The sequence below is a fragment of the Blautia ammoniilytica genome (assembly GCF_025566965.1).
Taxonomy (GTDB): domain Bacteria; phylum Bacillota; class Clostridia; order Lachnospirales; family Lachnospiraceae; genus Blautia_A; species Blautia_A ammoniilytica.
The window spans coordinates 48,657-71,048 of record NZ_JAOQJL010000017.1; the positions used below are offsets into that span (position 1 = coordinate 48,657).

The following is a 22,392-nucleotide window of genomic DNA, read 5'->3' on the forward strand; positions in this document are numbered from 1 at the left end:
GCCCTGTCTGCATATACTGGAACAGACAGGAAAATAAGGGGAAAACCATATGTATCATAAAGAGTTTTATCCTTTTTATACAGCATATGCAGAAGCTGGGCTTTTCGATGGACAAAAGGTACAGGATCAGGAGTTTGAACTGATGAAATCCTATTACCCTTCTGCTGCCAGAAGGGTGCAGGCTCAGGTGGAACAGGAATGTGATCTGATGGATTACGAAGGCAGCAGGATTTATGATCAGTACCCGGATAAACTGATGCTTTACCATATGTGCCGGAAGATCCGTGAAAAGGTATCTGGGATGAGGGAAATGGAGCCATTGTCCGGAGATTTTCTGGATGATCTGATCCAGGTTTTGCTTTTTCAGGAGATTTCCAGGAGGCGTTGCAGGCGTAACCGGTGCCGGGGAAGAAACACAGCAGTTAATTTTTTTGTAGATGAATCCAAAAAACACAATATATACAATATCAGGGAAAAAAGATATAATAAAAATGATGACATTAGAAGAATATTTAGAGAAACAGATCAATGAATATTTGAAACAGGCGGTGCTCAGTGGAAATCGTAAAGAAGGTGTGGGCACAGTAAAGATCCGTCCGGTAAAGATACGGGAGCAGATCTTTTATCAGGCTTCTGCCATGGAGGGTACAAAGGTGCTCCATAAAAACTATGACAGGGAGCAGGTGATCGCCTATATTAAAGAGGCTCTTGGCAACGGCTTCGGACAGCTGCAGGCGCAGGGACAGGAATTGGATGGTACAGTTCTTGTAAGTAAAAAAGGAAAGATCACGGTAAAGGTAAAAAGGCATTCTGGTGCAGAAAAGATCCAGATCCAGGCACATAACCGTGTTAAGAAATATATACTTGAGGAAGGAACGCCAGTTCCGTTTTTGGTGGATTTGGGAGTGATGCATCCGTCAGGCAGCATTGTTTCCTCCAGATATGACAAATTCCGTCAGATCAACCGTTTCCTGGAATTTATTGAAGACATTCTGCCTAGGCTTCCAAAGGACAGAGAAATCACGATTCTGGATTTTGGATGTGGGAAATCTTACCTTACTTTTGCTATGTATTATTATCTTCGGGAATTAAAAGGCTATGATGTTCAGATCATTGGCCTTGATCTGAAGGAAGATGTGATCCGGCATTGCAGCCGGCTGGCAGAAGAGTATGGATATGAGAAGCTGCATTTTTATAAAGGGAATATCGCAGATTATGAAGGAGTAACATCTGTAGATATGGTAGTGACCCTCCATGCTTGTGATACAGCCACGGATTATGCACTGGCAAAAGCCGTTGAGTGGGGGGCGCAGGTGATCCTGTCTGTGCCCTGTTGCCAGCATGAGCTGAACCGGCAGATAGAAAATCAGCTGCTGCAGCCTGTACTGAAGTACGGGATCTTAAGAGAGCGGATAAGTGCCCTTCTTACAGATGGGATTAGAGCAAATCTGCTGGAAGAGGCTGGCTATGATACACAGATCCTGGAATTTATTGATATGGAGCATACCCCCAAGAATTTGCTGATCCGTGCAGTGCACACGGGGAAAAAGCGTGACGGGGAAGCGTTAAAACATATGATGAAGGCTTTGCATGTGCAGCCTTCACTGGAAAAACTGCTTTAATCGGTTTGGTAGGAGAAAAACATGAAGAAATTTTTATGCAGGCTATTGCTTTTACTGCTGGTGTTTGCAGCGGGAGTGGCAGGAACCGCCTTTCTTCTGAATAGTGAGACAACTGATGACCGGTCGGATATGAATAATCCGGTGCTGCCTGAGGTGATGATCGATGTAGGCGGCATATATGCTAACCGGATGTACGGATATGCACAGGAAATGCAGGCCGATTTTACGCGTGATAGCGTGACGCCTTTAGACACATCCAAGGAATTAAAATTTGTGATCAACGGATATGATACAAAGGTATCCAGCCTGGCTTATGAGATCCGTACTTCAGATGGTATGAAGGTGTTGGAGAACCGGAAGATCAAGAATCTGGGAGAAGAGGACGGGTATCTTACTGCGTCTGTGACGGTGAACAGCAGTCTTAGGGTGAATCAGGAATATTCTATGCAGATCACATTGGAAACATCCAAAGGGGCTGCCTATTATTATACACGTGTAGTATCCAGGTCAGGACTGAATGTGGATCAGTATGTGAAATTTGTTAAAAGCTTTTATGAAAAGTCCATGGACAAGGCTTCTGCCGAGGATTTGACCAGTTACCTGGAGCCTGTGGATACTGGCGCTTCTGCTAATTATAATGATGTGAATATTAATTCCACCTTCAATCAGATCAGCTGGGGGTCTTTAAGTCCGCAGATCTACAAAAAAGGAATTCCAGTGATCAAGGATATTAATGAGACAACAGCAAGTATTTCCCTGGAATATCAGATCATGGCAAGGGATGGGGACAGCGCTCCGGAGATTTATGATGTAACAGAGTTTTACAGGATGAGGTACACTTCTTCCAGGATCATGCTTCTGGATTTTGAACGTTCTGCCAGCCAGGTGTTTGATGAAAACAATATAAAGATTTCCCAGGATGGACTTCTTCTTGGTGTACGCAGCAGGGACGTGGAATACATGACTAATGAAACAGCAGGTGTGGCTGCTTTTGTACAAGAGGGAGACCTGTGGTCTTTTGACCCTGAAGATGGGAAGACTATCCGTATTTTCAGCTTCCGCAGAGATGAAGGCGATTTCCGTGATGCAAGGAATCAGCACAACATTAAGATCATTCGTGTGGAAGATAACGGTGATGTGGATTTTGTATTGTATGGATATATGAATCGGGGATTGAGAGAAGGCTATAGCGGTCTTTGTGTATATCACTATAGCAGTGATCAGAATGTGGTAGAGGAAAAAGTATTTATCCCCACTACAGAGTCTTATGAGTTTTTAAAGGAAGACCTTGGTACACTGTCTTATGTAAGTAAGAATAATCAACTCTTTTTGCTGTTTTCCGGAAAGCTGTATCGTGTAGATATCGATAAAGGCGACTTTCAGGTTATGGAAGAGCAGATCAATCCTTCACAGTTTGTTGTTTCAGACACAAATGCACATGCTGCCTGGACTATACAGGAAGGGGAAAATGCAGGATGTATCAAAGAAATACAGTTTGACACTCTGGATACCAGGATCCTTACAGGAGCAGCTGGACAGAGCGTAAAGCCGGTAGGCTTTATGAATGAAGATCTGGTATATGGTGTGGTTATGGACGGGGATGCTCTGACGGATGATGACGGCCATGTGACAGAAGGGATCCATACCCTTCGGATTGAAGGCTTTGATGGTGAGATCAAAAAGGAATATCACCAGGAAGGCCTGTACATAACCAATGTGACGATCGGAAGTACACTGATGGAGTTTGAACTTTCTGCCAAACAGGGGAATACCTATGTTGTTCAGAAGAATGATAATATTATGAACAATAAAAAGGCGGGGGAAACTCAGGCTGAGGTTGAACTGGTATCCAATTCCAGAACAGGCACCCAGGTCAGATTGTCCTTTAGCAGTGCACCTGAGGTTGAGGAGGCACTGGTGGTCTATGCCAAAATGAAGAGCGGGGATGAAAATAAGATCGTTCTGGATACTCAGGTGCCGCAGGATGAGATTTACTATGTTTATGCAAAAGGCGGTCTGGACAGTACATTTACAGATCCGGGTCAAGCCGTGAAGCATGCAGATGACCTGGCAGGCGTGGTATTGAACCGTGCACAGCAGTATGTCTGGGAACGAGGCAATAAAAAGACAAAGATCACGTTGAATATTGAAGATGTGCCGGAAGTGATGCGTACTGGATCCATGGATCTGGCGGCACTGCAGCAAGGCATGGGAGATCAGGGCACAGTGATCGATCTGTCCGGATGTACTTTGGACAGTGTACTGTATGAGGTAAGTGCTCAGAGGCCTGTGATCGCCAAGACGGGAAATAATACCAGCGTGGTGATCATTGGATATGATGAGTATAATACCTGGCTATATGATCCGGCGACCGGTGAGACACAACCTTATGGTATGAATGACAGTACAGCACTGTTTGAAAAGGCTGGTAATATTTTTGTCAGCTATATTGAAAACATAAAAGATCCAACATAATAACATAAAGTTGTTGGAATAAAAAGTAAGCAAAAATAGCAGGAGGGATTTTATTATGCAGAAACAATTAATGGAACTGTTTACACAGATGTATGGAGAAGGTGGAGACATTCGTGGATATTTTGCACCTGGCCGTGTAAATCTGATCGGAGAACATACAGACTATAATGGCGGTCATGTTTTTCCGTGTGCTCTTACGCTTGGTACCTATGGTCTTGCAAGAAAACGTGAGGATAATATACTTCGTTTTTATTCTGCTAATTTTCCAAAGGCCGGCATGATCCAGTCTTCTCTGGAGGAGCTTGTTCCATCTGAAGAGGCTGGCTGGACCAATTATCCAAAGGGAGTTATGTGGACCTTTGAAAAGAGAGGCTATAAGCTGACTTGTGGACTGGATTTTATGATCTTTGGTAATATTCCTAACGGTTCCGGACTTTCATCCTCCGCTTCCCTGGAAGTGCTTACAGGAACTATGTTAAAAGATCTGTTTGGATTTGATGAGATATCCATGCAGGATATTGCTATTATGGGACAGTATTCTGAGAATAATTTCAATGGGATGAATTGTGGGATCATGGATCAGTTTGCAAGTGCAATGGGTAAAAAAGGCTGTGCTATTTTCCTGGATACGAATACCCTGCAGTATGAGTATGCACCGGTAAAACTTCCAGATGCAAAGATCGTGATCACAAACAGCAAAGTGAAACACAGCCTTGTAAGTTCCGCCTATAATGACAGGAGAAATGAATGTGAGACAGCATTAGAAGATCTGCAGAAGGTGATGGATATTAAGACACTGGGAGATTTAACAGAGGCTGAGTTTGAAGCACATAAGGATGCAATCCAGGATCCGGTATGCGTAAAGAGGGCAAAGCATGCAGTTTATGAGAACCAGCGTACCATCAAGGCTGTACAGGCACTGAAGGAAAATAACATCAAAGAATTCGGAAAGCTGATGAACGCATCTCATGTATCCTTAAGAGATGATTTTGAAGTGTCCTGTGAAGAGATCGATATTCTGGTAGATCTTGCGTGGAAAACACCGGGAGTGATCGGATCACGTATCACAGGAGGCGGATTTGGCGGTTGTACTGTAAGCATTGTGGAAAATGACCAGGTACAGGCTTTTACAGAGAACATCGGAAAGGCATACGCAGAAAAGGTAGGCCATGAGGCAGAATTTTATGTAGTGGACATGGGCGATGGTGCCGGAAAGATGGATATAAAAGATATGAATGTACAGGTTGAATGCTAAGGGGTGACGGGAAATGTTAAGTGAGAATATTAAGAAACTGGTACAGTATGGGATTGAAACAGGTTTGACACCGGAATGTGAGCGGATCTATACTACCAATCTTCTGCTGGATGTATTTAAGGAAGACGAGTATACAGAGCCGGAAGAAGAATATAGTAATATTGATCTTGAGCAGGTTTTAAAAGAGTTACTGGATGAGGCAGTTGCACGAGGACTGATCCAGGACAGTGTGGTATACAGGGATTTGTTTGATACCAGGCTTATGAATTGTCTGATGCCCAGACCGGCCCAGGTAAGAAATACTTTCTGGGAAAAATATAAAGAGGATCCGGAGAAAGCGACCGATTACTTTTATAAGCTGAGCCAGGACAGCGATTATATCCGCCGCTACCGTGTAAAGAAGGATCAGAAATGGACAGTGGACAGCCCATATGGACAGATTGATATTACCATTAACCTGTCAAAGCCGGAGAAGGATCCAAAGGCTATTGCAGCGGCCAAGCTGATCAAGTCCAGCAGTTATCCAAAGTGTCTGCTTTGCCCGGAAAATGAAGGATATGCAGGCAGAGCCAACCATCCGGCAAGGGAGAACCACAGGATCATTCCTGTTACCATTAATGATACTCCCTGGGGCTTTCAGTATTCTCCTTATGTATATTACAATGAGCATTGTATTGTATTCAATTTCAGCCATACACCTATGAAGATCGAGAGGAATACCTTTATTAAGCTGTTTGACTTTGTTAAGCTGTTCCCTCATTATTTCCTTGGCTCCAATGCAGATCTGCCTATCGTAGGCGGTTCTATTTTAAGCCATGATCATTTCCAGGGCGGACATTATACCTTTGCAATGGCGAAGGCAGAGATTGAGAAGACAGTGACGATCCCAGGTTATGAGGATGTGGAAGCCGGGATTCTGAAGTGGCCGCTTTCTGTACTGAGGATCCGTCATAAGGATTCTGACAGGCTGGTGGATCTGGCTACTCATATTCTGGATAAGTGGAGAGGTTATACAGATGAAGAGGCTTTTGTTTTTGCACAGACAGATGGAGAACCTCATAATACCATTACTCCTATTGCAAGAAAGAAAGGAGATCTGTTTGAACTTGATCTGACTCTTCGGAATAATATTACCACAGAAGAGAATCCGCTGGGCGTGTACCATCCTCATGCACAGTATCATCATATCAAGAAAGAGAATATCGGTCTGATCGAGGTGATGGGGCTGGCAGTGCTTCCGGCAAGGCTGAAAGAAGAATTGGAGCTTCTTGAAGAATATATTCTGGAAGGCAAGGATATTGCTTCCAATGAGAAGATAGAGAAACATGCACAGTGGGTAGCTGAGTTCCTTCCTAAATATCCTCATTTGGATAAAGAGAACATCCAGCAAGTTCTGCGTGAGGAAGTAGGACAGGTATTTGTACATGTTCTGGAGGATGCCGGTGTTTACAAATGTACTCCAAAGGGCAGGGATGCATTCATGCGTTTTGTTCATACACTGTAAGATTTGATGGAAATACTTATGTAATATAAATGTAAAATTTGTTAAACTTTTTTCTGACCTGTGGTTGAAAGTTAAAAATGTTTCAGTTATACTGATACAGAAGCAAGGAATTGTGATGTTGCCGGCAGGCGGCATAAGGGTTTATGAACAGAGGAGAGTATATGAAGAATAATAAGCAAAAAAGCAAAGGCCGTTTCCTATGTCTGCTGCTTGCTCTTTTGATGGTATTTATTGATATACCATTTACCGGGAGCGCAGGCAACCTTGGAGCAGCAGAAGTAAAGGCAGATACTTTGCAGGACGGAGATGCTGTTACGATTCGGTTTAAGGATCCTACAGGCAGGAAATATTATGAGGATCTTCAAATTGATACTAGCATAGGCGAGACGGTTACACTTCCGGCAAGAAAGGGGTATCGGTGGAAGCTGTCCGGGAAGTTTCGGTTTAATGGTGCCTCCAAGCTTACTCTTTCCGCTGATGCAGCATGGAGCCGTTATATCAAAGATGGTGTGCTGACTCTTCGGGCAGATAAGTTCTATTATGTGCAGTTTTATAATACCAATGGGACAAGCACCAGGAAGATGAAGGCTTTGAAGAAGATCGTGGTAGCTGGCAGGAAGATCAAGCTTCCCCAGGTGCCGGGAGCGTATGGCTATAACAATCTTGGATGGTCTGTGAAGAAGAATGCAGATACTGCAAAATTTCAGGGTGGACAGGTGATCACTGTAAAGAGGAACCTTAAGTTCTATGCAGTCCGTAAAAGGATCGCTACCTCCGCAGTTCTGTTTTATAACAGTAATGGCAAGACAAATGCAGCTTATAAGAAGCTGAACAAGCGTGTGGCTAAGGGCAGTACATTTACCCTGCCGGAGATTCCGAAAGTGACCGGCTATCAGGGAGTTGGATGGACGACGACCCGGGGGGCAGCTACTCCATTATACAAAGTGGGTGATACAGTAACCATTACCGCCAATACTAAATTCTATGCAGTGAGAGAGAAAGTAGATACTTATACAGTTTCTTTCTACATGTACAATGGCAGAAGCAATGCAGATTACAGGGAACTCCAGGTGGAGGCTGAGAGCGGATCTTATATTACACTTCCGGCAGTTCCTTCAAGAACCGGATATGTAGGTTTGGGCTGGTCTACGGTAAAGAACAGCAGCACATCTGTACTGAAAACTGGCAGCAAATACAAAGTGACGAAAGATGTTAAGCTGTATGCTGTTCAGGAAGCCGGAGTGACAGTGACTCTGTGCAAGAATGATGGATCAGTTTACCGTAAGGTTTCTGTTGGAAAGGGCAATTATCTTACTCTCCCGGCAGTGGCAAATGGCTCTGGTTACACATTCCTTGGATGGTCAAGGACGCAGGGAAAGAGTACAGATCCGGAATTTGAGGCTGCAGGGCGTATCCGTGTAAATGGAGATGTGACTTTATATGCAGTGGTCTTTAACAGAAGTATAGAGCCTAATCTTACAGCAGCAGACATGGCACAGGTAGATTTATGGAAACGTAAATATAAGCAGGTGATTTTTGTAGGCGATTCCAGGACAGTCCGGATGCAGGCAACTTTGAACAGAGAGTTTGGTGCAAGCAGTACGGTAGTATGGAATTCTGAGTTTGTAGCACAATCCGGAATGGGACTTGACTGGCTGAAAGGTGACGGCTACAACCAGATCATGAATATTGTAAATAAGAATAACAACACCCAGAATCCTACAGCAGTGATCTTTAATCTGGGAGTGAATGATCTGTCTAATCTGCCTTCTTATGTGACTTACATGAAGAGCCTGGCCTCTACATTGAAAAAGAAGAACTGCAAGCTTTTCTATATGTCTGTTAATCCAGGCAACAGTAAGATGATGGAGAACACCGGACATGTGGTAAGAAGTGAGGCAGCGGTACGCCAGTTTAATAGCACGATCCGCAGTCAGCTGGCGTCGGATTATACATTTATTGATACCTATTCCTGGCTGTTAAAGAACGGCTATGGCACAAATGCCAGTGGAAGCGGTGTAGATAACAGCGTGGATGATGGACTTCATTATACAACAAAAACCTATAAGAGAATTTATTATCATTGCCTGGAATTTTTGCTTCTGCAAGATGTTCCTAAGTAATGAGAGCTGATGAAAAATGCCCCAAAGCAACGGATGCTTTGAGGCATTTTTTACTCAAATTAAGTTATGAACTTCTCCAGGATTCTTAAATCCTGGTTTGCATTACCACAGATTCATAACATGCTGCATAAGGAGACTGACCAGTGTAATGCCGCACCAACAGCATGCACCCAGAAAAATCGGTTTGCCTCCCTTTTTGATCAGTTTTACAATGTTGCTTCCAAGACCTATGGCGGCCATTGCCATGATGATAAAGAATTTGCTCAGTTCCTTTAATGGCGCAAAAAAGGATGCAGGAGCACCTAAGCGAAGAGCTATGGTAGTGATCACTGAGGCAAGGATGAACCATAATATGAACATTGGAAAAGACTTTTTCAGGCTGAAACCATTGGAACTGTTACCGGCGGATTTACTGCTTCTGGCACGGATAAGGGCAAGCACCAAAGTGATAGGAATGATGGCAAGAGTCCGGGTCAGCTTTACGGTTACTGCTTTATCCAGCGTCTGAGAACCAAGATTCCACATACTGTCCCAGGTAGAAGCTGCTGCTGTGACCGAAGAGGTATCATTAATAGCAGTACCTGCAAAAATTCCAAAGGATTCACCGGAGGCAGTGTTGAAGCCAATGGCATGGCTAAGTATTGGGAAAAACAGAGCTGCTAGTACATTGAAAAAGAAGATTACAGAAATTGCCTGCGCCACTTCTTCATCATCTGCATCAATAACAGGCGCTGTGGCTGCAATGGCAGATCCACCGCAGATAGAAGACCCTACTCCGATCAGGGTACTGATGTTGGAATCAATATGCATGGCTTTATGTAAAAGAAAAGCAATCAGCAGGGAAGTAGAAATGGTGCAGATGATAATAGGCAGGGACTGGCTTCCGGTGCGAAGTACCACATTCAGGTCAAGGCCAAAGCCCAGAAGGATTACTGCCAGCTGCAACACTTTTTTGGAAGTAAAGGTAATGCCGGTTTTTAGATTCCCGGAAGGTGTCCATACCAGTGCCAGAAGCATTCCAATGATAATGGCGATCACCGGACCGCCTATTACCGGGAATTTTTTGCCAATCAGCCAGGAAGGAACAGCAATCAGCAGGCAGATCAATATGCCGGGAAGGTTTTGCTTTATAGTTTTCATGGTGATTTTGTCTCCTTTGATAAGTTTGATGTGAACCCACGTATGAGCCAGATTCGATTATAAAGGAAAAACAGAAAAATATAAAGGAGAATGTGTGAGAAACTATATACGGAGAATGAATATATCCTGGCAGTTAGAGAAACGCATACATACGTATAAAATCCCCAGCATACATTGTAAAAATGATGTACGCGGGGGATTTTTGTGAAAGATTATATTGAAGAGCGTGCAGTGGAACTGGGAAATTACATTGTAGAAAAGAAGGCAACTGTAAGACAGACCGCGAAAAAGTTTGGAATCAGTAAAAGCACAGTACATATGGAAGTAACAATATAGAACGGTTCGTTTGGGTAATAGAATAAGAAAAACCAAGGAGGAACGAACCATGAAGGATTTGAAAACAAGAATTACGGAGAATGGCATTGATTATGTACTTGTCGGGGATTATTATATCCCAGACTTGAAGCTGCCGGAGGAAAAGCGATCTATCGGTAAGTGGGGACGAATGCACAGGGAGTATCTGAAAAAGCAGTGCTACGGTAGATATTCCAGTTTACTGCTGACCGGAAAACTTTGGAGCTATCTGGAGGATTTGGACGAACAAGCGGAGGAACGGTTTACGTGTATTGTTGATCAGATGAAAGCGGCTGAGGGAGTGACGGAGGAATTGAAGCGGAAAGATGCTATGCTTTGGGTACAACGGTGTAATAATATTAGAAACAGAGCAGAAGAAATTGTACTGAACGAAATGGTTTATATTTAGTATGGAGCAGTCAGCCGAAAGGCTGGCTGTTTTTCTTTTCCTAGCGACAGAAAATGATTGACAATGCTATAAGACTGTGGTAGTCTGAAAACAAGAACAGACTACTGTAGTCTTATAGGAGGCGAAACAAGTGACAGAGGAAAATATCAAACTTTTTGATTCGGAATTAAAGGTAATGGATGTTCTGTGGAAGGATGGTGACGTGCCAGCGAAATATGTTGCAGATACTTTAAACAGAGAAGTCGGCTGGAATAAAAACACAACGTATACATTGATTAAGCGGTGTATCAATAAAGGCGCGATTGAACGAACGGAACCGGGATTTATGTGCCATGCGCTTATAGCAAAAGAACAGGTACAGGATCTGGAAACAGATGAACTTATTGATAAGATATATGATGGATCTGTTGACAAGTTGTTTGCGGCACTTCTTGGCAGAAAAAAACTTTCTATGGAGCAGATTAAGAACCTGAAGCAGATCGTCAGTGAATTGGAATGAGGTGATGTATATGAGCCTGCTGCAAATGAGTTTTCTGGGAACGGTTATTATTTTACTTATTGTGGTATTAAGGGCTGTGCTTATCAACAGATTACCGAAGAAAACATTTTTGATTTTATGGTGGATTGCATTAATACGGTTATTAGTTCCATTTTCCATAAAATCAGTCACAAGTATTTATTCTCTGTTGCAGAGTATTTATTCTGATATAAACCCAGTGAGAACGGCGCAAACGACAACATTTTTACCCATTCATGGGAATATGCCTGAGATAGCAAATGGATTATCAGAGGCTATGGTACAGAGAACAGAATCCATTTCGATTTTGAGTGTAATATGGCTGGCAGGTCTGTTACTTTGTTTTGGATTTTTTGCGGTTTCCTATATAAAATGCTATCGGGAATTTCGATTTTCGCTGCCTGTTGAAAATGATATTTTGGAAGCATGGAAGGAAAAACATCCACTAAAAAGGAGTCTATCCATCCGGCAGACAGAAACCATAGCTGCACCACTTTCTTATGGTGTGATTCGCCCAGTTATTTTAATGCCAAAAAATACAGAATGGAAAAATATTTATCAGCTTCGTTATGTGTTGGAACATGAATATGTGCATATCAGACGGCTTGATATGCTTACAAAGCTGATAATGATTGCTGCAGTATGCATTCATTGGTTTAATCCGCTTGTGTGGGTAATGTATATTCTTTTTAACAGAGATTTGGAATTATCCTGTGACGAAACCGTAGTCCGCAGATTTGGAATGGATATAAAGTCGGTATATGCAACTGCTTTAATATCTATGGAAGAAAAAAAGAGCGGACTGACACCATTATGTAACAGTTTCAGTAAAAATGCGATTGAAGAAAGGATAAGAGCAATTATGAAGATAAAGAAGACATCTAAGTTTGCAGTAATGATAAGTGCAGTATTGGTAATTGGCGTGACAGGTGGATTTGCAACTTCCGCATCATCCTTGGAGAAAAATACAGAGACAGCGCAGGAAAACGGTGAAACAACAGTTGCTTTAAACGAAGTGAATATCCGGGAAGATGAACCACTTTCAAGTTCGGATGTGGAATGGTGGACAGCAGAAGAGTATGCGAAATGGCTGGACGAGGAAAAAGAAGTTCTGCAGTCTATGATTGGTGAAAAAGCTTATACAGGCGGCGACGGATGGTTTGTATGGACACAGGAAAAGGTAGATGAGACGATTGCACTTTATGAGGATAATCTTCAAAAAATAAAAGATGGGATGAAGTTGTCGAAATCATCTGATGATGCAGTGGGAATTACAATGGCATATTCTCCGGAAAATATAGAATATGCGAAGCAGGAAGCAGAAACGGTCACCGAAAATAAAGACAGTAATGAAAATGTATTCAGCGAAGAACAGCTTTCTGAATATGCAAAAGCGGGAATAACTTACCAGAAAGAAACAGGATTTCTGATGTATGATGGAAAGACCATTGGATATTTCCGGGATGAGTTTAAGCCGGGTACTTATACAATAAGTTCCAAACGTGGAGGTACGCTTCGAGTTGAAGTGCAAAGGGAAAACTATGGCACCATCACAGACGTAAAGGCAGAACCGTTATCAGATGATTTTTGGTCAGAACCGGCGGCATTGGTTGAAAGTTCCGGCGGAGAAGCTGTAACTGCAGATGAAATGAAAGGATCTGTTTTTGAAGAAGGAGGAAGTGAGAACATAGCGGCTGATGACATGGGCGAATATAGCAGTGAAGAGGGAAAAGGTCTTAATATTGCTGTTCCACAGGAGTATGCTGATTATGGAGTATCCTGTGATGCTCAAGGAAACTGGGTTTATAATGGTAAGATTATAGCAGATTTATATGATGAGGGAAGGGGAATCTTTTCTAACAGCAACGGCACTATGTACATTGAAGTAACGAGAGACAAAAGTGGAAAGATTAGCAGCTTTCAAAAAGTAAGCAAAAATAGAATGCAGGAATTATTTACTGAATTTAATCCGGAAACGGAAACATTTGCGGAATATAATTCAGAGGCGAAGCATTAAGTTAGTGCTAAATGAAACGAGGATGATTAAGTGGGAAAAATATTGCTGGTATCATTCGAGGGAGATGAGGAAGAGTTGGTAAATTCTGTTATTTCCGTGTTAGATTCCGGCAGAGAAAAATTCCTTTTTCAGGAAATACAACTTCAATCGAAAATAAGGCATAAGGGTATAGCGATTGATTTGAAACGGAGGGAAGTTGTTCGTGATAATAGAAAAATAGAATTAACTTACACTGAGTTTGAAATCCTGCAGTTATTAGCACAAAATCCAGGAAGGGTATTTAGTAAGGAGCAGATTTATGATGTAGTCTGGAAAGAAGCCTATTCTGGCGATTACAATATTGTCATGAGTCATATCAGCCATATTCGTGAGAAGATAGAAGATGATCCGGGCAACCCGGTATATATTCAAACCGTCTGGGGTGTAGGATACAAGTTTAATGAGAGGGCAGGCAGCGAGTAAATTCGCTGCCTTTCCTTTACAGGGATGGATTCAGATTTCGCTGAGTTTCAAGATAATATTGCTCTGCTGATACAGCCAGTCCGTGAATTCCGTTGGCTTGGTTGTTCCTGCCTTTACAGCTTTCTTACGCCGCAGAGCTTCTTTCTTAAAAAGGTCAAACGCAGTTTTCATTTCTTCCAGACGTTCAATCGGAAAATTAGCAGTTTTTTGGGATTTATTGATTTTATTACGCCAATTCTGGCATTCATTTTTATAAAGCAGATCATAGTTGTTTTCTCTGGCTCGTTCATCAAACTCCCTTTTGTTTTGAAGTGCCTGTGCTTTACGGCACTTATCACTGCACAGTTCATAACGCTGGCTTTTTGCCAGAAAATATTTTCCACAGACTTTGCACTGACGGAAACAAAGGCCCCAGTCATTCAGTCGATTCAAGTAATAAGTGATAAGCGGATAAAAAGAGCTGTAGGCAGCTACACATTCTGTTCTGCGCCTATTATCCGGAAACCAAAGCTCAAGTCGGGTAATTTCAGCAGGAATATTGCGGAAATAAAGACTGCCAGTATGAAAACGTTCAGGTTTTCCAGTATCAGAATTAAAATTCATGACATTTTCTGTTTGGAATGCCTGAGTCAAAATTTGCATTTTTTCTATAAAATGATCACAGGCAGTATTACGGTCACGATATTCCCTTGTAACAAGATATTCATTCCAAATACGGAATGCAGCATATATTCTCACCGGATCGTCGGTGAGATATTTTTTTGCCAGAAAATCAGCAGAGGTCTGTTCCAGTGCAGGCTGTTTCCAACGGTTAGTGTGCAATGCATCACGTAGAGGAGCGAGTCCATATATATTCCAGTTCTTCTCTTTATCATATTCAAAATTTATCAGAAAACGTCCGAGAGGGCGCGTTATATCATGCATGACATCGTTATCTTTATTTCCGTCCAGTCGAAAACGGATTTGCTGTTCTGTTCCGATTAAAATTCGCTCCTTCATTTTGTCTCTATCCAATGCCAGAACGAAGAGGATGTGGTCGTAGCAAGGTTCTTGCCTTATAAATTGATAAGCCATTTCTATTTGCTCCTGTTTTATATGGTAATTTTAAAAAATATAATATTAGTTACATTTATGGTATCGCGAAAGTATTGAAAAGTCAAGATAAGATTGATAAGATACGATTGCATGGTAATTTCGTACTATGCAGTGTACTTTGACAACTTTATGACCGTCTAACCTGAGATAAACCGCCATGATCTTCGATAAAAGAAGTGAGCGCATCCGAATGGATGACGTGTTGTATGCCTTGACAGCAGTATGACTCAGGAAACAGGAAAGATAAAACGGCAATGAGAAGCTAAAAAAATGAGATCAAAAATGGAGGAACAACATGAGTGAAAATAAGAGATTAAACAATTATGATGAACTGCCTCTTGTACTGGATGTGGCTGATATTCAGCGGATTATGGGGATTTCCAGAGTAACGGCTTATGAACTGGTTCATACACCCGGTTTTCCGGCATTTCGAAGCGGCAGATTAATTAAGGTTAGTAAAATTGCTTTTTTCGAATGGATGGCAAAGGGAAATGGAAAGGTGCCGGAAAATAGTCACTAAATCTGGAGCAGAGCGGAGAGCGCAGTCTTTTGTGCAGGTTAAGGGCGGCAGCCATTGCCCAGTGAGTTGATGCGTGCGTCTACTCGTACTGGGTATTATCTGACGCAAAATCACGCAGGTTTGCAGCTTCGCCGCTTTATTCAATTTAGAAAAAATGCAAAAAAGGAGGGAAAGAAAATTATTGAAAGCAACAAGACACAACGGACGCTCCGGGAAAAATGGCACTTACAATCCCAGGCATAATGATCGCCGTTTCGATTTGGAAAACAGTGAACATATTGATGCTGGAAGAGTCAGAAAAAATATTTACTGGGACTGTTACCGTGGCTATACCACAATGCAGAGCAGGGAAGAAGATTCTCAGGATATCAGTTTTGAGAAGATTGAATGTACTTTTTATCAGGAACATTATGGAATGCATATAGAAGCGCAGAATGAAAGAAATGCAAGAACCCGTCATACAGAGCGTAACCGATCTGTGGAAGATTTACTAAAAAACAATAAAACCTGTCCAGAGGAAACTATTTTTCAAATAGGAACAGTAGAAGAATCTGTTTCCTATGAAATATTGCTTGCGGTCGTACAGGACTTTACAAAGCAGTTTACAAATCGGTTCGGTTCTCATGTACATATTCTGGACTGGGCACTGCACTTGGATGAGGGAACACCGCACATCCATGAACGTCATGTATTTGATTGTGAGAATAAGTACGGGGAAATCTGTCCTCAGCAGGAAAAAGCACTGGAAGAATTAGGGATTCCACTTCCAAAACCGGATAAACCCAAAGGCCGCAATAATAATCGAAAGCAGACTTTTGATGCTATTTGCCGGATAATGCTTTTTGATATAACCCGAAAATACGGGTTGCATCTGGAAGAAGAACCGTCTTATGGAGGGCGTGACTATCTTGAAAAACAGGATTATATTCTGTTTAAGCAAAAGGAACAGATGAAAAACCAGACGGAAATACTGGATAGACTTACTTTGAAAATTGAGGATGTGGAAGCTCTGATCGATGAAGTTTCAGATATTGCTTACGACAAAGCTGTGGAGGTTGTGACGGATGAGGTCAGAGTGGAAACCCATAAAGAAGACATTCGTCTGGTAGAACAGTCAAAGGCGTGGGTGCTTTCCCCTGAGCGCAAGGCTTCCCAAAAAGAAAGGACTTATGCTGCAAGCCGATTGGATGGAGTAATTACCAAAATTACAAAAGCTATGCAGACAGCAGTTAAAACAATTCAGACCACGCTGATAAAACCAGAAGTCAAAAAGGCGAATACCGAGCAGATTAAGAAAAAAGCCAGAAGTTCCATTCTGGATAGGCTGACAAAAGCGAAAATTACTGCGGAACAGGAGAACCGGGAGCGATGGGAACACGAAGGAAGAATTAAATTAGGAAGAAACGATATGGAGTTGTGATGTAAAGGAAAGAGGAAAAGGATGAATATATTTGAAGCAGTTAAACAGTCTGTGACTACCCGGCAGGCTGCAGAATACTATGGAATACGGGTAAACAGGAACGGAATGGCGGTCTGCCCGTTTCACCGTGACAAGAATCCGAGCATGAAAGTGGACAGGCGTTTTCATTGTTTCGGATGTCAGGCAGATGGGGATGTGATTGATTTTACGGCACACTTGTACAATTTAAAACCGAAAGAGGCGGCAGAGAAACTGGTAAGGGATTTTTCTGTATATTATGAGAACATGGGGCACAGCCCGCCACAGAGAAAACAAATCAAACGACAGCTAACACAGGAACAGAGGTATCTGCAGGCAGAAAATAGATATTTCCGTGCATTGGTAGATTACCTGCATTTGTTGAAACAGTGGAAAGAAGAGTATTCGCCGAAACAGATGGAAGATGTCTGGCATCCGTTGTTTATGGAGGCATTGGAAAAAATATCAGAAATAGAGTACCTGCTGGATATATTATTATCAGGCACATTAGAAGAACGAGTTGCCGTAGTGGTAGCTCATGGGAAGGAGGTGACAGCGATTGAACAGAGAATTTCGGACTTTAACGCCACAGACACGACAGGAATTGTGCGAAGTAATGGATATAATGGAAGCGGAGTTGACAGTAGAGGAAATCAGAGAACAACTGGAAATAACACAGAAGGGTGCTGTGAAAAACAATCGGCATAACTGTAAGCTAATTTTAGAACATGATTCTCTGCTAAAAGGTGTATTCCGGTATAATATTTTGACTGAGCAGACAGACCTTGTAAAACCTGTGTGGTGGGAACGGATAAGCCCGGCATTCACAGATATGGATTTGAACTATATTATGCTTTATCTGGAAGAAACGTATGGTTTGACGATGGATAAGGTTGTGCAGAAAAGTATTGTCCATCAGGCAGATCGGAACAAATATCATCCTGTCCGGAATTATCTGAATAGTCTGCAATGGGATGGACAGGAGCGTATCCGCTATGTGCTGCATCATTTCTTGGGCGCACCTGTGGATGAGTTGACGTATGAAAGTATGAAAATGTTTTTGCTGGGAGCTATTGCCCGTGCGTTCCGCCCTGGAATTAAGTTTGAATATATGCTCTGTCTGGTCGGTGGTCAGGGCGTAGGAAAATCTACATTTTTTCGATTCATGGCAGTAAAGGACGACTGGTTCACCGATGACATCGGCAAATTGGATTCGGAAAAAGTTTATTGTCAGCTTCGTGGTCATTGGATGATTGAAATGTCTGAAATGGTCGCAACGGCACGCTCTAAGAGTATTGAGGAAACAAAGAGCTTTCTGAGCAGGCAGAAAGAGACTTATCGGGATTCTTATGCAGTATATGCTCTTGATCGTCCGAGGCAATGTGTATTTGGAGGAACATCCAATATAAAGCGATTCCTGCCTTTTGACCGTACCGGAAATCGAAGATTCGTTCCAGTTCAGACGAACCGGGCAGAGATGGAGGTTCATATCCTCGAAAATGAGAAGGAATCCAGACAGTATATTGATCAGGTGTGGGCGGAAGCAATGATGTTGTACCGTAATGGGAATTTTAAATTGGCGTTTTCAAAGGAAACAGAAGCACAGCTTGATAAATTGCGGCAGGAGTTCATGGCGGATGATACGGAAGCCGGAATGATACAGGCATGGCTGGATGAACATGAGGATAGGAAAGTCTGTTCATTGATGCTGTTTAAGGAGGCACTGGACAATCCTTATATAAAGCCGAAGAAGGCGGAGACAGACCGCATCTGTGAAATTATGAATACAAGCATTGTGGGTTGGAAACAGGGTACGATGACAAGATTCAAGGATTACGGTACACAGCGTTCGTGGGTATGTGTAAACGAAAACTGTAAACGAGATGCAAAAGACTTAAAAAATGAAAATGACTGGTACCCGGTTACTGAGGAGAAAGCCCGGCAGATGGAGTTACCCTTCCGGTAAAAAGCCAGTCAGGTTTACGGTAGTTGGCGTGTAGTTTACGCTTTTATCTATGGTTATTGCTTTGAGTCGTAGAATTTGTAAACAGTAAACAGATATATAAGAGTAATTTGGTATTGAGGAAAGAAAACTGAAAAAACAAAAAGAATTAGATTTTTTGGAGCTTGTTTACAGCAGTGGTTTACAACAGGGATGCCCCTTTGACCGGCATCTATTTAAGTTGAACAGGAATGACATTTGGTAGGACTATTTGAAAAAATATTTTCATAGTTATGGACAAGGATATACGGGAGGAGGTGGAAATTCCGCTATGAAAAAGAGAAAACTTAATTATCGATTCCATAATCCAAACACAGCGGAAGTAACCGCCGACTATCTGTTAAAGATATTGATTGAAGCAAATGCAAGTAAGGTGGAACAGGCAATACAAGAAGCAGCGGATGAGCTTCCCAATGAACCAAAACATGATGGAGGGTGTCCTGCGTAGCGCGTGGGATGCCTTTTATTTTTTTGCTATTGCTTGTGTTCTGTCTGAAAATCAGTTAAAATTAGTTCTAGAAAGTCATAGATTAGTCATAGAATTTAGTCATAGAAAATTTTGAAAGGCGGAAGAATATGATATATACGGATAGCCAATTAAAAGAAAAGATTGTTCGCATGATAGAATCTTTTGAAAATGAAGTTGTAGAATTTAAAGAAGCACGCACAAATTATTCGTTTAATGACATTGGTAAATATTTTTCTGCACTTAGCAATGAAGCAAATCTTCGGGGATTACAGGAGGCGTGGCTGATTTTCGGAATTTCGGATGATAAACGATATGTAGGAACGGAATTTCGGAAACAGGGAAGTCTGCAAAGTTTGAAAAAGGAAATCGTAAATGGAACCAATGAACGATTGACATTTCTGGAGATATACGAACTGACAATGGAAAAATGTCGAGTGATAGCATTTCAAATTCCTCCAGCTATTAGGGGGATTCCGACAACATGGCAAGGGGCAGCGTATGCCAGAGAGCATGAATCTATATCACCGCTTCCGATGAATAAAGTAGATCTACTTAGAAGTCAAATAGGAATGGATTGGTCAAAAGAAATTGTAGAAGATGCAACGATAGAAGACTTGGATGAAGAAGCGATTAAAAGAGCAAGAGAACTTTTCTCAAAACGTCAGAGTGATCGAAAAAAAGCACAGGAAGTTTTAAAGAAACTGTCTGATATTGAGGTTTTAAATAAAGCTGGTATTACAATAAAAGGAAAAATCACCAGAACGGCATTATTGTTATTAGGAAAAAGTGAGGCTAAATATTTCTTTGATGGCTTTATTCCTAGAATTACCTGGACACTTTATAATGCAGATAATTCGGTAAAAGCTTATGAACATTTTGATATACCGATGTTAATGGCAGTGGATAAGGTATATTCCAGGATCAGAAATGTAAAGTATCGTTATATTGCCGGACAGCAGACTTTGTTTCCGGATGAAGTAGATCAATATGAACCAGAGCTGATCAAAGAGATTATTAATAACTGTATTGCTCATCAGGACTATCGCTTGCGTGGAAAAATCAACGTAGAGGAATTTGAGGACAGACTGGTATTTATCAATGAGGGGGCTTTTATACCAGAAACTATTGAACAAGCACTGGAACCGGGATATAAACCACCGTATTATCGAAATGTGTTTTTGTGTAACGCAATGGTAAATCTGTATATGATTGATACAAATTCAATGGGAATACCAATGATGTATCAGATACAGCGTGATAAATGCTTCCCATTGCCGACATATGATTTGAACACAATTAATAGAGTTACAGTGACTGTGTACGGAAAGATATTGGATAAGAATTATACTCAGCTTTTATATTCCAATGAAGATTTAGATATGAGAACTGTATTTTTGTTGGATAAAGTTCAGAAACAGGAAGTAGTTTCTAAAGAAAGCTTTAAGGATTTGAAGAAAAAAGGTCTTGTGGAAGGACGTTATCCTAATGTTTTTGTATCTTTCAAGGTGGCAGATATTGTCGGACAGAAAGCTGCTTATGTTCGAAATAAAGGGTTAGATGATGATATTTGCAAGCAGTTAATTATAAAAGCACTTCAGTCAATGGGAGAAGCCAGCAAAAAAGATTTGATGGAAGTTTTAGAGAAGGCTTTGCCGGAGGTGCTGAGTGAGGAACAGAAATCAAAGAAGGTTTCAAATTTGCTACAAGTATTAAAGAAAGATGGGATAATTGAAGTTAGTGGTGGGAATAGATATTCCAAATGGTTTGTAAAAAACAAATAGTCAAAAAGATTCATAATGTTAAGGAAGGGAGACACATAGATGAAAATTTTAGATTTAGTAGATGATGTAAGAAGTGGCTGTAAGTCTGTTTTAACAACGATGACATTAGAAGAATATAAGAAATTGTCATTTTTTGCGTTTAATAATAATGGAAACATTGATGGACAGCGAAGTGTTATAAAACGTTCTTCTACAGCGGCGAAAATTCGAAAGCGTATGGCGGATGATTTTAGAAAAGGAGCAATTTTTCCACAGGTAGTTTTGGGAGTGCTTTTTTCAACTGAGAATATGCAAAATTTGGATGAATCAAAATTTTACATGTTGTTAGAAAGTGTTAATGAGGGGCAGATTTCTATTATTGACGGTATGCAGAGGAGTAATATATACTTTGAAAATTATGAGGACAATAAACAACAAAAAATCCGTGTGGAATTTTGGTGTTCAGATGCAAGTACTAAATTATTATATCGAATGCTTGTTTTAAATACAGGGCAGGTTCCGTGGAATACTCGCAGACAGTTAGAAGTGATTTTTGATGGAATAAGTAATAAAATTTCTGAAGAAATCAAAAAGACAGATCCATTGCTTGATATTCAACTGAATATTTTAGCTGTTGATGAAATTAAACGACGTAAAGCGGGAATGTTTAAAAAATCATCACTTATTGAAATGTATCTTGGATTTAATACAAGAAAAGTGAATGTTGATGTTAATGATGAACTGGCAGATGAATTTCAACGTTTTGATATGATGGAAGCAATTGATAGTGCAGTAAATTTTGAAATGTTTGTAGATACTTTTCGCAATCTGTGTAAGTTGGATTTTGCAGTAACGGCTACAAGTGAAACTGTTGAAGGTAAACAGTTTGCATCTGGACAAGATTTGTTCCGTAGTGATCCGGTATGTTTAGGTTTTGTGGTTTCATGTGCAGAGTATATTATGGGAAAAATGGGAGTTCAACGCAGTGATGAAGAAAAACGAAATAGAGCATTAGAATTGGATAATAAAATTGCAAAAGTAATAAAATGTATTGAAAGTAAACCAGAGACATATTTAAGTCTTGAAGTTTTGAATGAAATTGTTGAAAAGTTACCAAGAACACGAATTGGTGATAGCTTAAGGCATTTATTTAAAAATGCTTTTAGCGAGTTAATTCGCTATGATAAACTTGAAGAGATTCCTTCTATGGAGACGTTTTGGAGAGAATAA

General features: G+C 41.2%; 19 protein-coding genes and 1 pseudogene. 18 read left to right on the top strand and 2 right to left on the bottom strand.

All coding sequences use genetic code 11. The features are described 5' to 3' along the window. Positions 1 to 49: 49 nt before the first annotated feature. The 6 genes from OCV61_RS09855 (at position 50) to OCV61_RS09880 (ending at position 8,979) form a co-directional block, all read left to right on the top strand. Entirely contained in the window at positions 50 to 532 is a 483-nt protein-coding gene (locus OCV61_RS09855; protein ID WP_244092944.1) for a hypothetical protein, read from the top strand. Then, positions 492 to 1,622, top strand: a complete 1,131-nt coding sequence (locus OCV61_RS09860) for a class I SAM-dependent methyltransferase (RefSeq protein ID WP_158421665.1) — start codon at positions 492 to 494, stop codon at positions 1,620 to 1,622. Before OCV61_RS09855 ends, OCV61_RS09860 begins: the two co-directional genes overlap by 41 nt. A 21-nt stretch (positions 1,623 to 1,643) precedes the next feature. After that, a complete protein-coding gene (locus OCV61_RS09865; protein WP_158421666.1) occupies positions 1,644 to 4,097 on the top strand; it encodes a hypothetical protein in 2,454 nt (817 codons plus the stop codon). Between the two features lie 55 nt (positions 4,098 to 4,152). Continuing rightward, the gene (locus tag OCV61_RS09870; RefSeq protein ID WP_158421667.1) at positions 4,153 to 5,352 is read left to right on the top strand and encodes a galactokinase; all 1,200 of its coding nucleotides are present in this window, start codon (positions 4,153 to 4,155) and stop codon (positions 5,350 to 5,352) included. Between the two features lie 13 nt (positions 5,353 to 5,365). After that, complete coding sequence (gene galT, locus OCV61_RS09875; RefSeq protein ID WP_158421668.1) at positions 5,366 to 6,856, top strand: UDP-glucose--hexose-1-phosphate uridylyltransferase; 1,491 nt, start codon at positions 5,366 to 5,368, stop codon at positions 6,854 to 6,856. A gap of 161 nt (positions 6,857 to 7,017) precedes the next feature. Continuing rightward, on the top strand, positions 7,018 to 8,979 hold the full coding sequence (locus OCV61_RS09880; RefSeq protein ID WP_262582778.1) for an InlB B-repeat-containing protein: 1,962 nt from the start codon (positions 7,018 to 7,020) through the stop codon (positions 8,977 to 8,979). Positions 8,980 to 9,081: 102 nt separating this feature from the next. Here OCV61_RS09880 and OCV61_RS09885 read toward each other — a convergent pair whose 3' ends face one another. After that, positions 9,082 to 10,119 (bottom strand): YeiH family protein, encoded by a 1,038-nt coding sequence (locus OCV61_RS09885; protein ID WP_158421670.1) that lies wholly within the window; start codon positions 10,117 to 10,119, stop codon positions 9,082 to 9,084. A gap of 204 nt (positions 10,120 to 10,323) precedes the next feature. Between OCV61_RS09885 and OCV61_RS09890 the strand changes: the two are divergent. The 5 genes and pseudogenes from OCV61_RS09890 to OCV61_RS09910 all read left to right on the top strand — a co-directional run. After that, positions 10,324 to 10,449: pseudogene (locus OCV61_RS09890) on the top strand (sporulation transcriptional regulator SpoIIID); the annotation flags it as partial. 55 nt (positions 10,450 to 10,504) lie between these two features. Next, complete coding sequence (locus tag OCV61_RS09895) at positions 10,505 to 10,882, top strand: TnpV protein (RefSeq protein ID WP_008707145.1); 378 nt, start codon at positions 10,505 to 10,507, stop codon at positions 10,880 to 10,882. A gap of 130 nt (positions 10,883 to 11,012) precedes the next feature. After that, on the top strand, positions 11,013 to 11,381 hold the full coding sequence (locus tag OCV61_RS09900; protein ID WP_008707144.1) for a BlaI/MecI/CopY family transcriptional regulator: 369 nt from the start codon (positions 11,013 to 11,015) through the stop codon (positions 11,379 to 11,381). Between the two features lie 25 nt (positions 11,382 to 11,406). After that, entirely contained in the window at positions 11,407 to 13,416 is a 2,010-nt protein-coding gene (locus OCV61_RS09905) for a M56 family metallopeptidase (RefSeq protein ID WP_118137637.1), read from the top strand. A 30-nt stretch (positions 13,417 to 13,446) separates the two neighbouring features. Next, complete coding sequence (locus OCV61_RS09910) at positions 13,447 to 13,878, top strand: winged helix-turn-helix domain-containing protein (protein WP_022388636.1); 432 nt, start codon at positions 13,447 to 13,449, stop codon at positions 13,876 to 13,878. A gap of 30 nt (positions 13,879 to 13,908) precedes the next feature. Here OCV61_RS09910 and OCV61_RS09915 read toward each other — a convergent pair whose 3' ends face one another. Then, positions 13,909 to 14,952, bottom strand: a complete 1,044-nt coding sequence (locus tag OCV61_RS09915; protein ID WP_158421672.1) for a DUF6076 domain-containing protein — start codon at positions 14,950 to 14,952, stop codon at positions 13,909 to 13,911. Between the two features lie 316 nt (positions 14,953 to 15,268). Between OCV61_RS09915 and OCV61_RS09920 the strand changes: the two genes are divergently transcribed. The 7 genes from OCV61_RS09920 to OCV61_RS09950 all read left to right on the top strand — a co-directional run bounded on the left by OCV61_RS09920 (position 15,269) and on the right by OCV61_RS09950 (position 22,392). Continuing rightward, positions 15,269 to 15,493 (top strand): helix-turn-helix domain-containing protein, encoded by a 225-nt coding sequence (locus OCV61_RS09920; protein WP_138344423.1) that lies wholly within the window; start codon positions 15,269 to 15,271, stop codon positions 15,491 to 15,493. Between the two features lie 181 nt (positions 15,494 to 15,674). After that, a complete protein-coding gene (locus OCV61_RS09925) occupies positions 15,675 to 16,913 on the top strand; it encodes a plasmid recombination protein (RefSeq protein WP_138344424.1) in 1,239 nt (412 codons plus the stop codon). 21 nt (positions 16,914 to 16,934) lie between these two features. After that, positions 16,935 to 17,639 carry a CHC2 zinc finger domain-containing protein gene (locus OCV61_RS09930; RefSeq protein ID WP_158421673.1) on the top strand — a complete coding sequence of 235 codons (705 nt, stop codon included), beginning with the start codon at positions 16,935 to 16,937 and terminating at the stop codon, positions 17,637 to 17,639. Beyond that, positions 17,548 to 18,897, top strand: coding sequence for a virulence-associated E family protein (locus tag OCV61_RS09935; RefSeq protein WP_158421674.1), 1,350 nt, complete (start codon positions 17,548 to 17,550; stop codon positions 18,895 to 18,897). The genes OCV61_RS09930 and OCV61_RS09935 overlap by 92 nt, the downstream gene beginning before the upstream one ends. Before the next feature lie 307 nt (positions 18,898 to 19,204). Further along, positions 19,205 to 19,381, top strand: a complete 177-nt coding sequence (locus OCV61_RS09940; RefSeq protein WP_171030313.1) for a hypothetical protein — start codon at positions 19,205 to 19,207, stop codon at positions 19,379 to 19,381. A 128-nt stretch (positions 19,382 to 19,509) separates the two neighbouring features. Next, the gene (locus OCV61_RS09945; protein ID WP_138344427.1) at positions 19,510 to 21,183 is read left to right on the top strand and encodes an RNA-binding domain-containing protein; all 1,674 of its coding nucleotides are present in this window, start codon (positions 19,510 to 19,512) and stop codon (positions 21,181 to 21,183) included. Between the two features lie 39 nt (positions 21,184 to 21,222). Then, positions 21,223 to 22,392 (top strand): hypothetical protein, encoded by a 1,170-nt coding sequence (locus OCV61_RS09950; protein ID WP_138344428.1) that lies wholly within the window; start codon positions 21,223 to 21,225, stop codon positions 22,390 to 22,392.

Excerpts from the sequence above, each read along its gene's own strand:
- OCV61_RS09950 (WP_138344428.1), top strand. The coding sequence starts at position 21,223 with ATGAAAATTTTAGATTTAGTAGATGATGTAAGAAGTGGCTGTAAGTCT.
- OCV61_RS09945 (WP_138344427.1), top strand. The coding sequence starts at position 19,510 with ATGATATATACGGATAGCCAATTAAAAGAAAAGATTGTTCGCATGATA.
- OCV61_RS09940 (WP_171030313.1), top strand. The coding sequence starts at position 19,205 with ATGAAAAAGAGAAAACTTAATTATCGATTCCATAATCCAAACACAGCG.
- OCV61_RS09935 (WP_158421674.1), top strand. The coding sequence starts at position 17,548 with ATGGATATAATGGAAGCGGAGTTGACAGTAGAGGAAATCAGAGAACAA.
- OCV61_RS09885 (WP_158421670.1), bottom strand. The coding sequence starts at position 10,119 with ATGAAAACTATAAAGCAAAACCTTCCCGGCATATTGATCTGCCTGCTG.
- galT (WP_158421668.1), top strand. The coding sequence starts at position 5,366 with ATGTTAAGTGAGAATATTAAGAAACTGGTACAGTATGGGATTGAAACA.
- OCV61_RS09880 (WP_262582778.1), top strand. The coding sequence starts at position 7,018 with ATGAAGAATAATAAGCAAAAAAGCAAAGGCCGTTTCCTATGTCTGCTG.
- OCV61_RS09860 (WP_158421665.1), top strand. The coding sequence starts at position 492 with ATGATGACATTAGAAGAATATTTAGAGAAACAGATCAATGAATATTTG.
- OCV61_RS09865 (WP_158421666.1), top strand. The coding sequence starts at position 1,644 with ATGAAGAAATTTTTATGCAGGCTATTGCTTTTACTGCTGGTGTTTGCA.
- OCV61_RS09930 (WP_158421673.1), top strand. The coding sequence starts at position 16,935 with ATGAATATATTTGAAGCAGTTAAACAGTCTGTGACTACCCGGCAGGCT.
- OCV61_RS09895 (WP_008707145.1), top strand. The coding sequence starts at position 10,505 with ATGAAGGATTTGAAAACAAGAATTACGGAGAATGGCATTGATTATGTA.
- OCV61_RS09855 (WP_244092944.1), top strand. The coding sequence starts at position 50 with ATGTATCATAAAGAGTTTTATCCTTTTTATACAGCATATGCAGAAGCT.
- OCV61_RS09920 (WP_138344423.1), top strand. The coding sequence starts at position 15,269 with ATGAGTGAAAATAAGAGATTAAACAATTATGATGAACTGCCTCTTGTA.
- OCV61_RS09915 (WP_158421672.1), bottom strand. The coding sequence starts at position 14,952 with ATGGCTTATCAATTTATAAGGCAAGAACCTTGCTACGACCACATCCTC.
- OCV61_RS09870 (WP_158421667.1), top strand. The coding sequence starts at position 4,153 with ATGCAGAAACAATTAATGGAACTGTTTACACAGATGTATGGAGAAGGT.
- OCV61_RS09905 (WP_118137637.1), top strand. The coding sequence starts at position 11,407 with ATGAGTTTTCTGGGAACGGTTATTATTTTACTTATTGTGGTATTAAGG.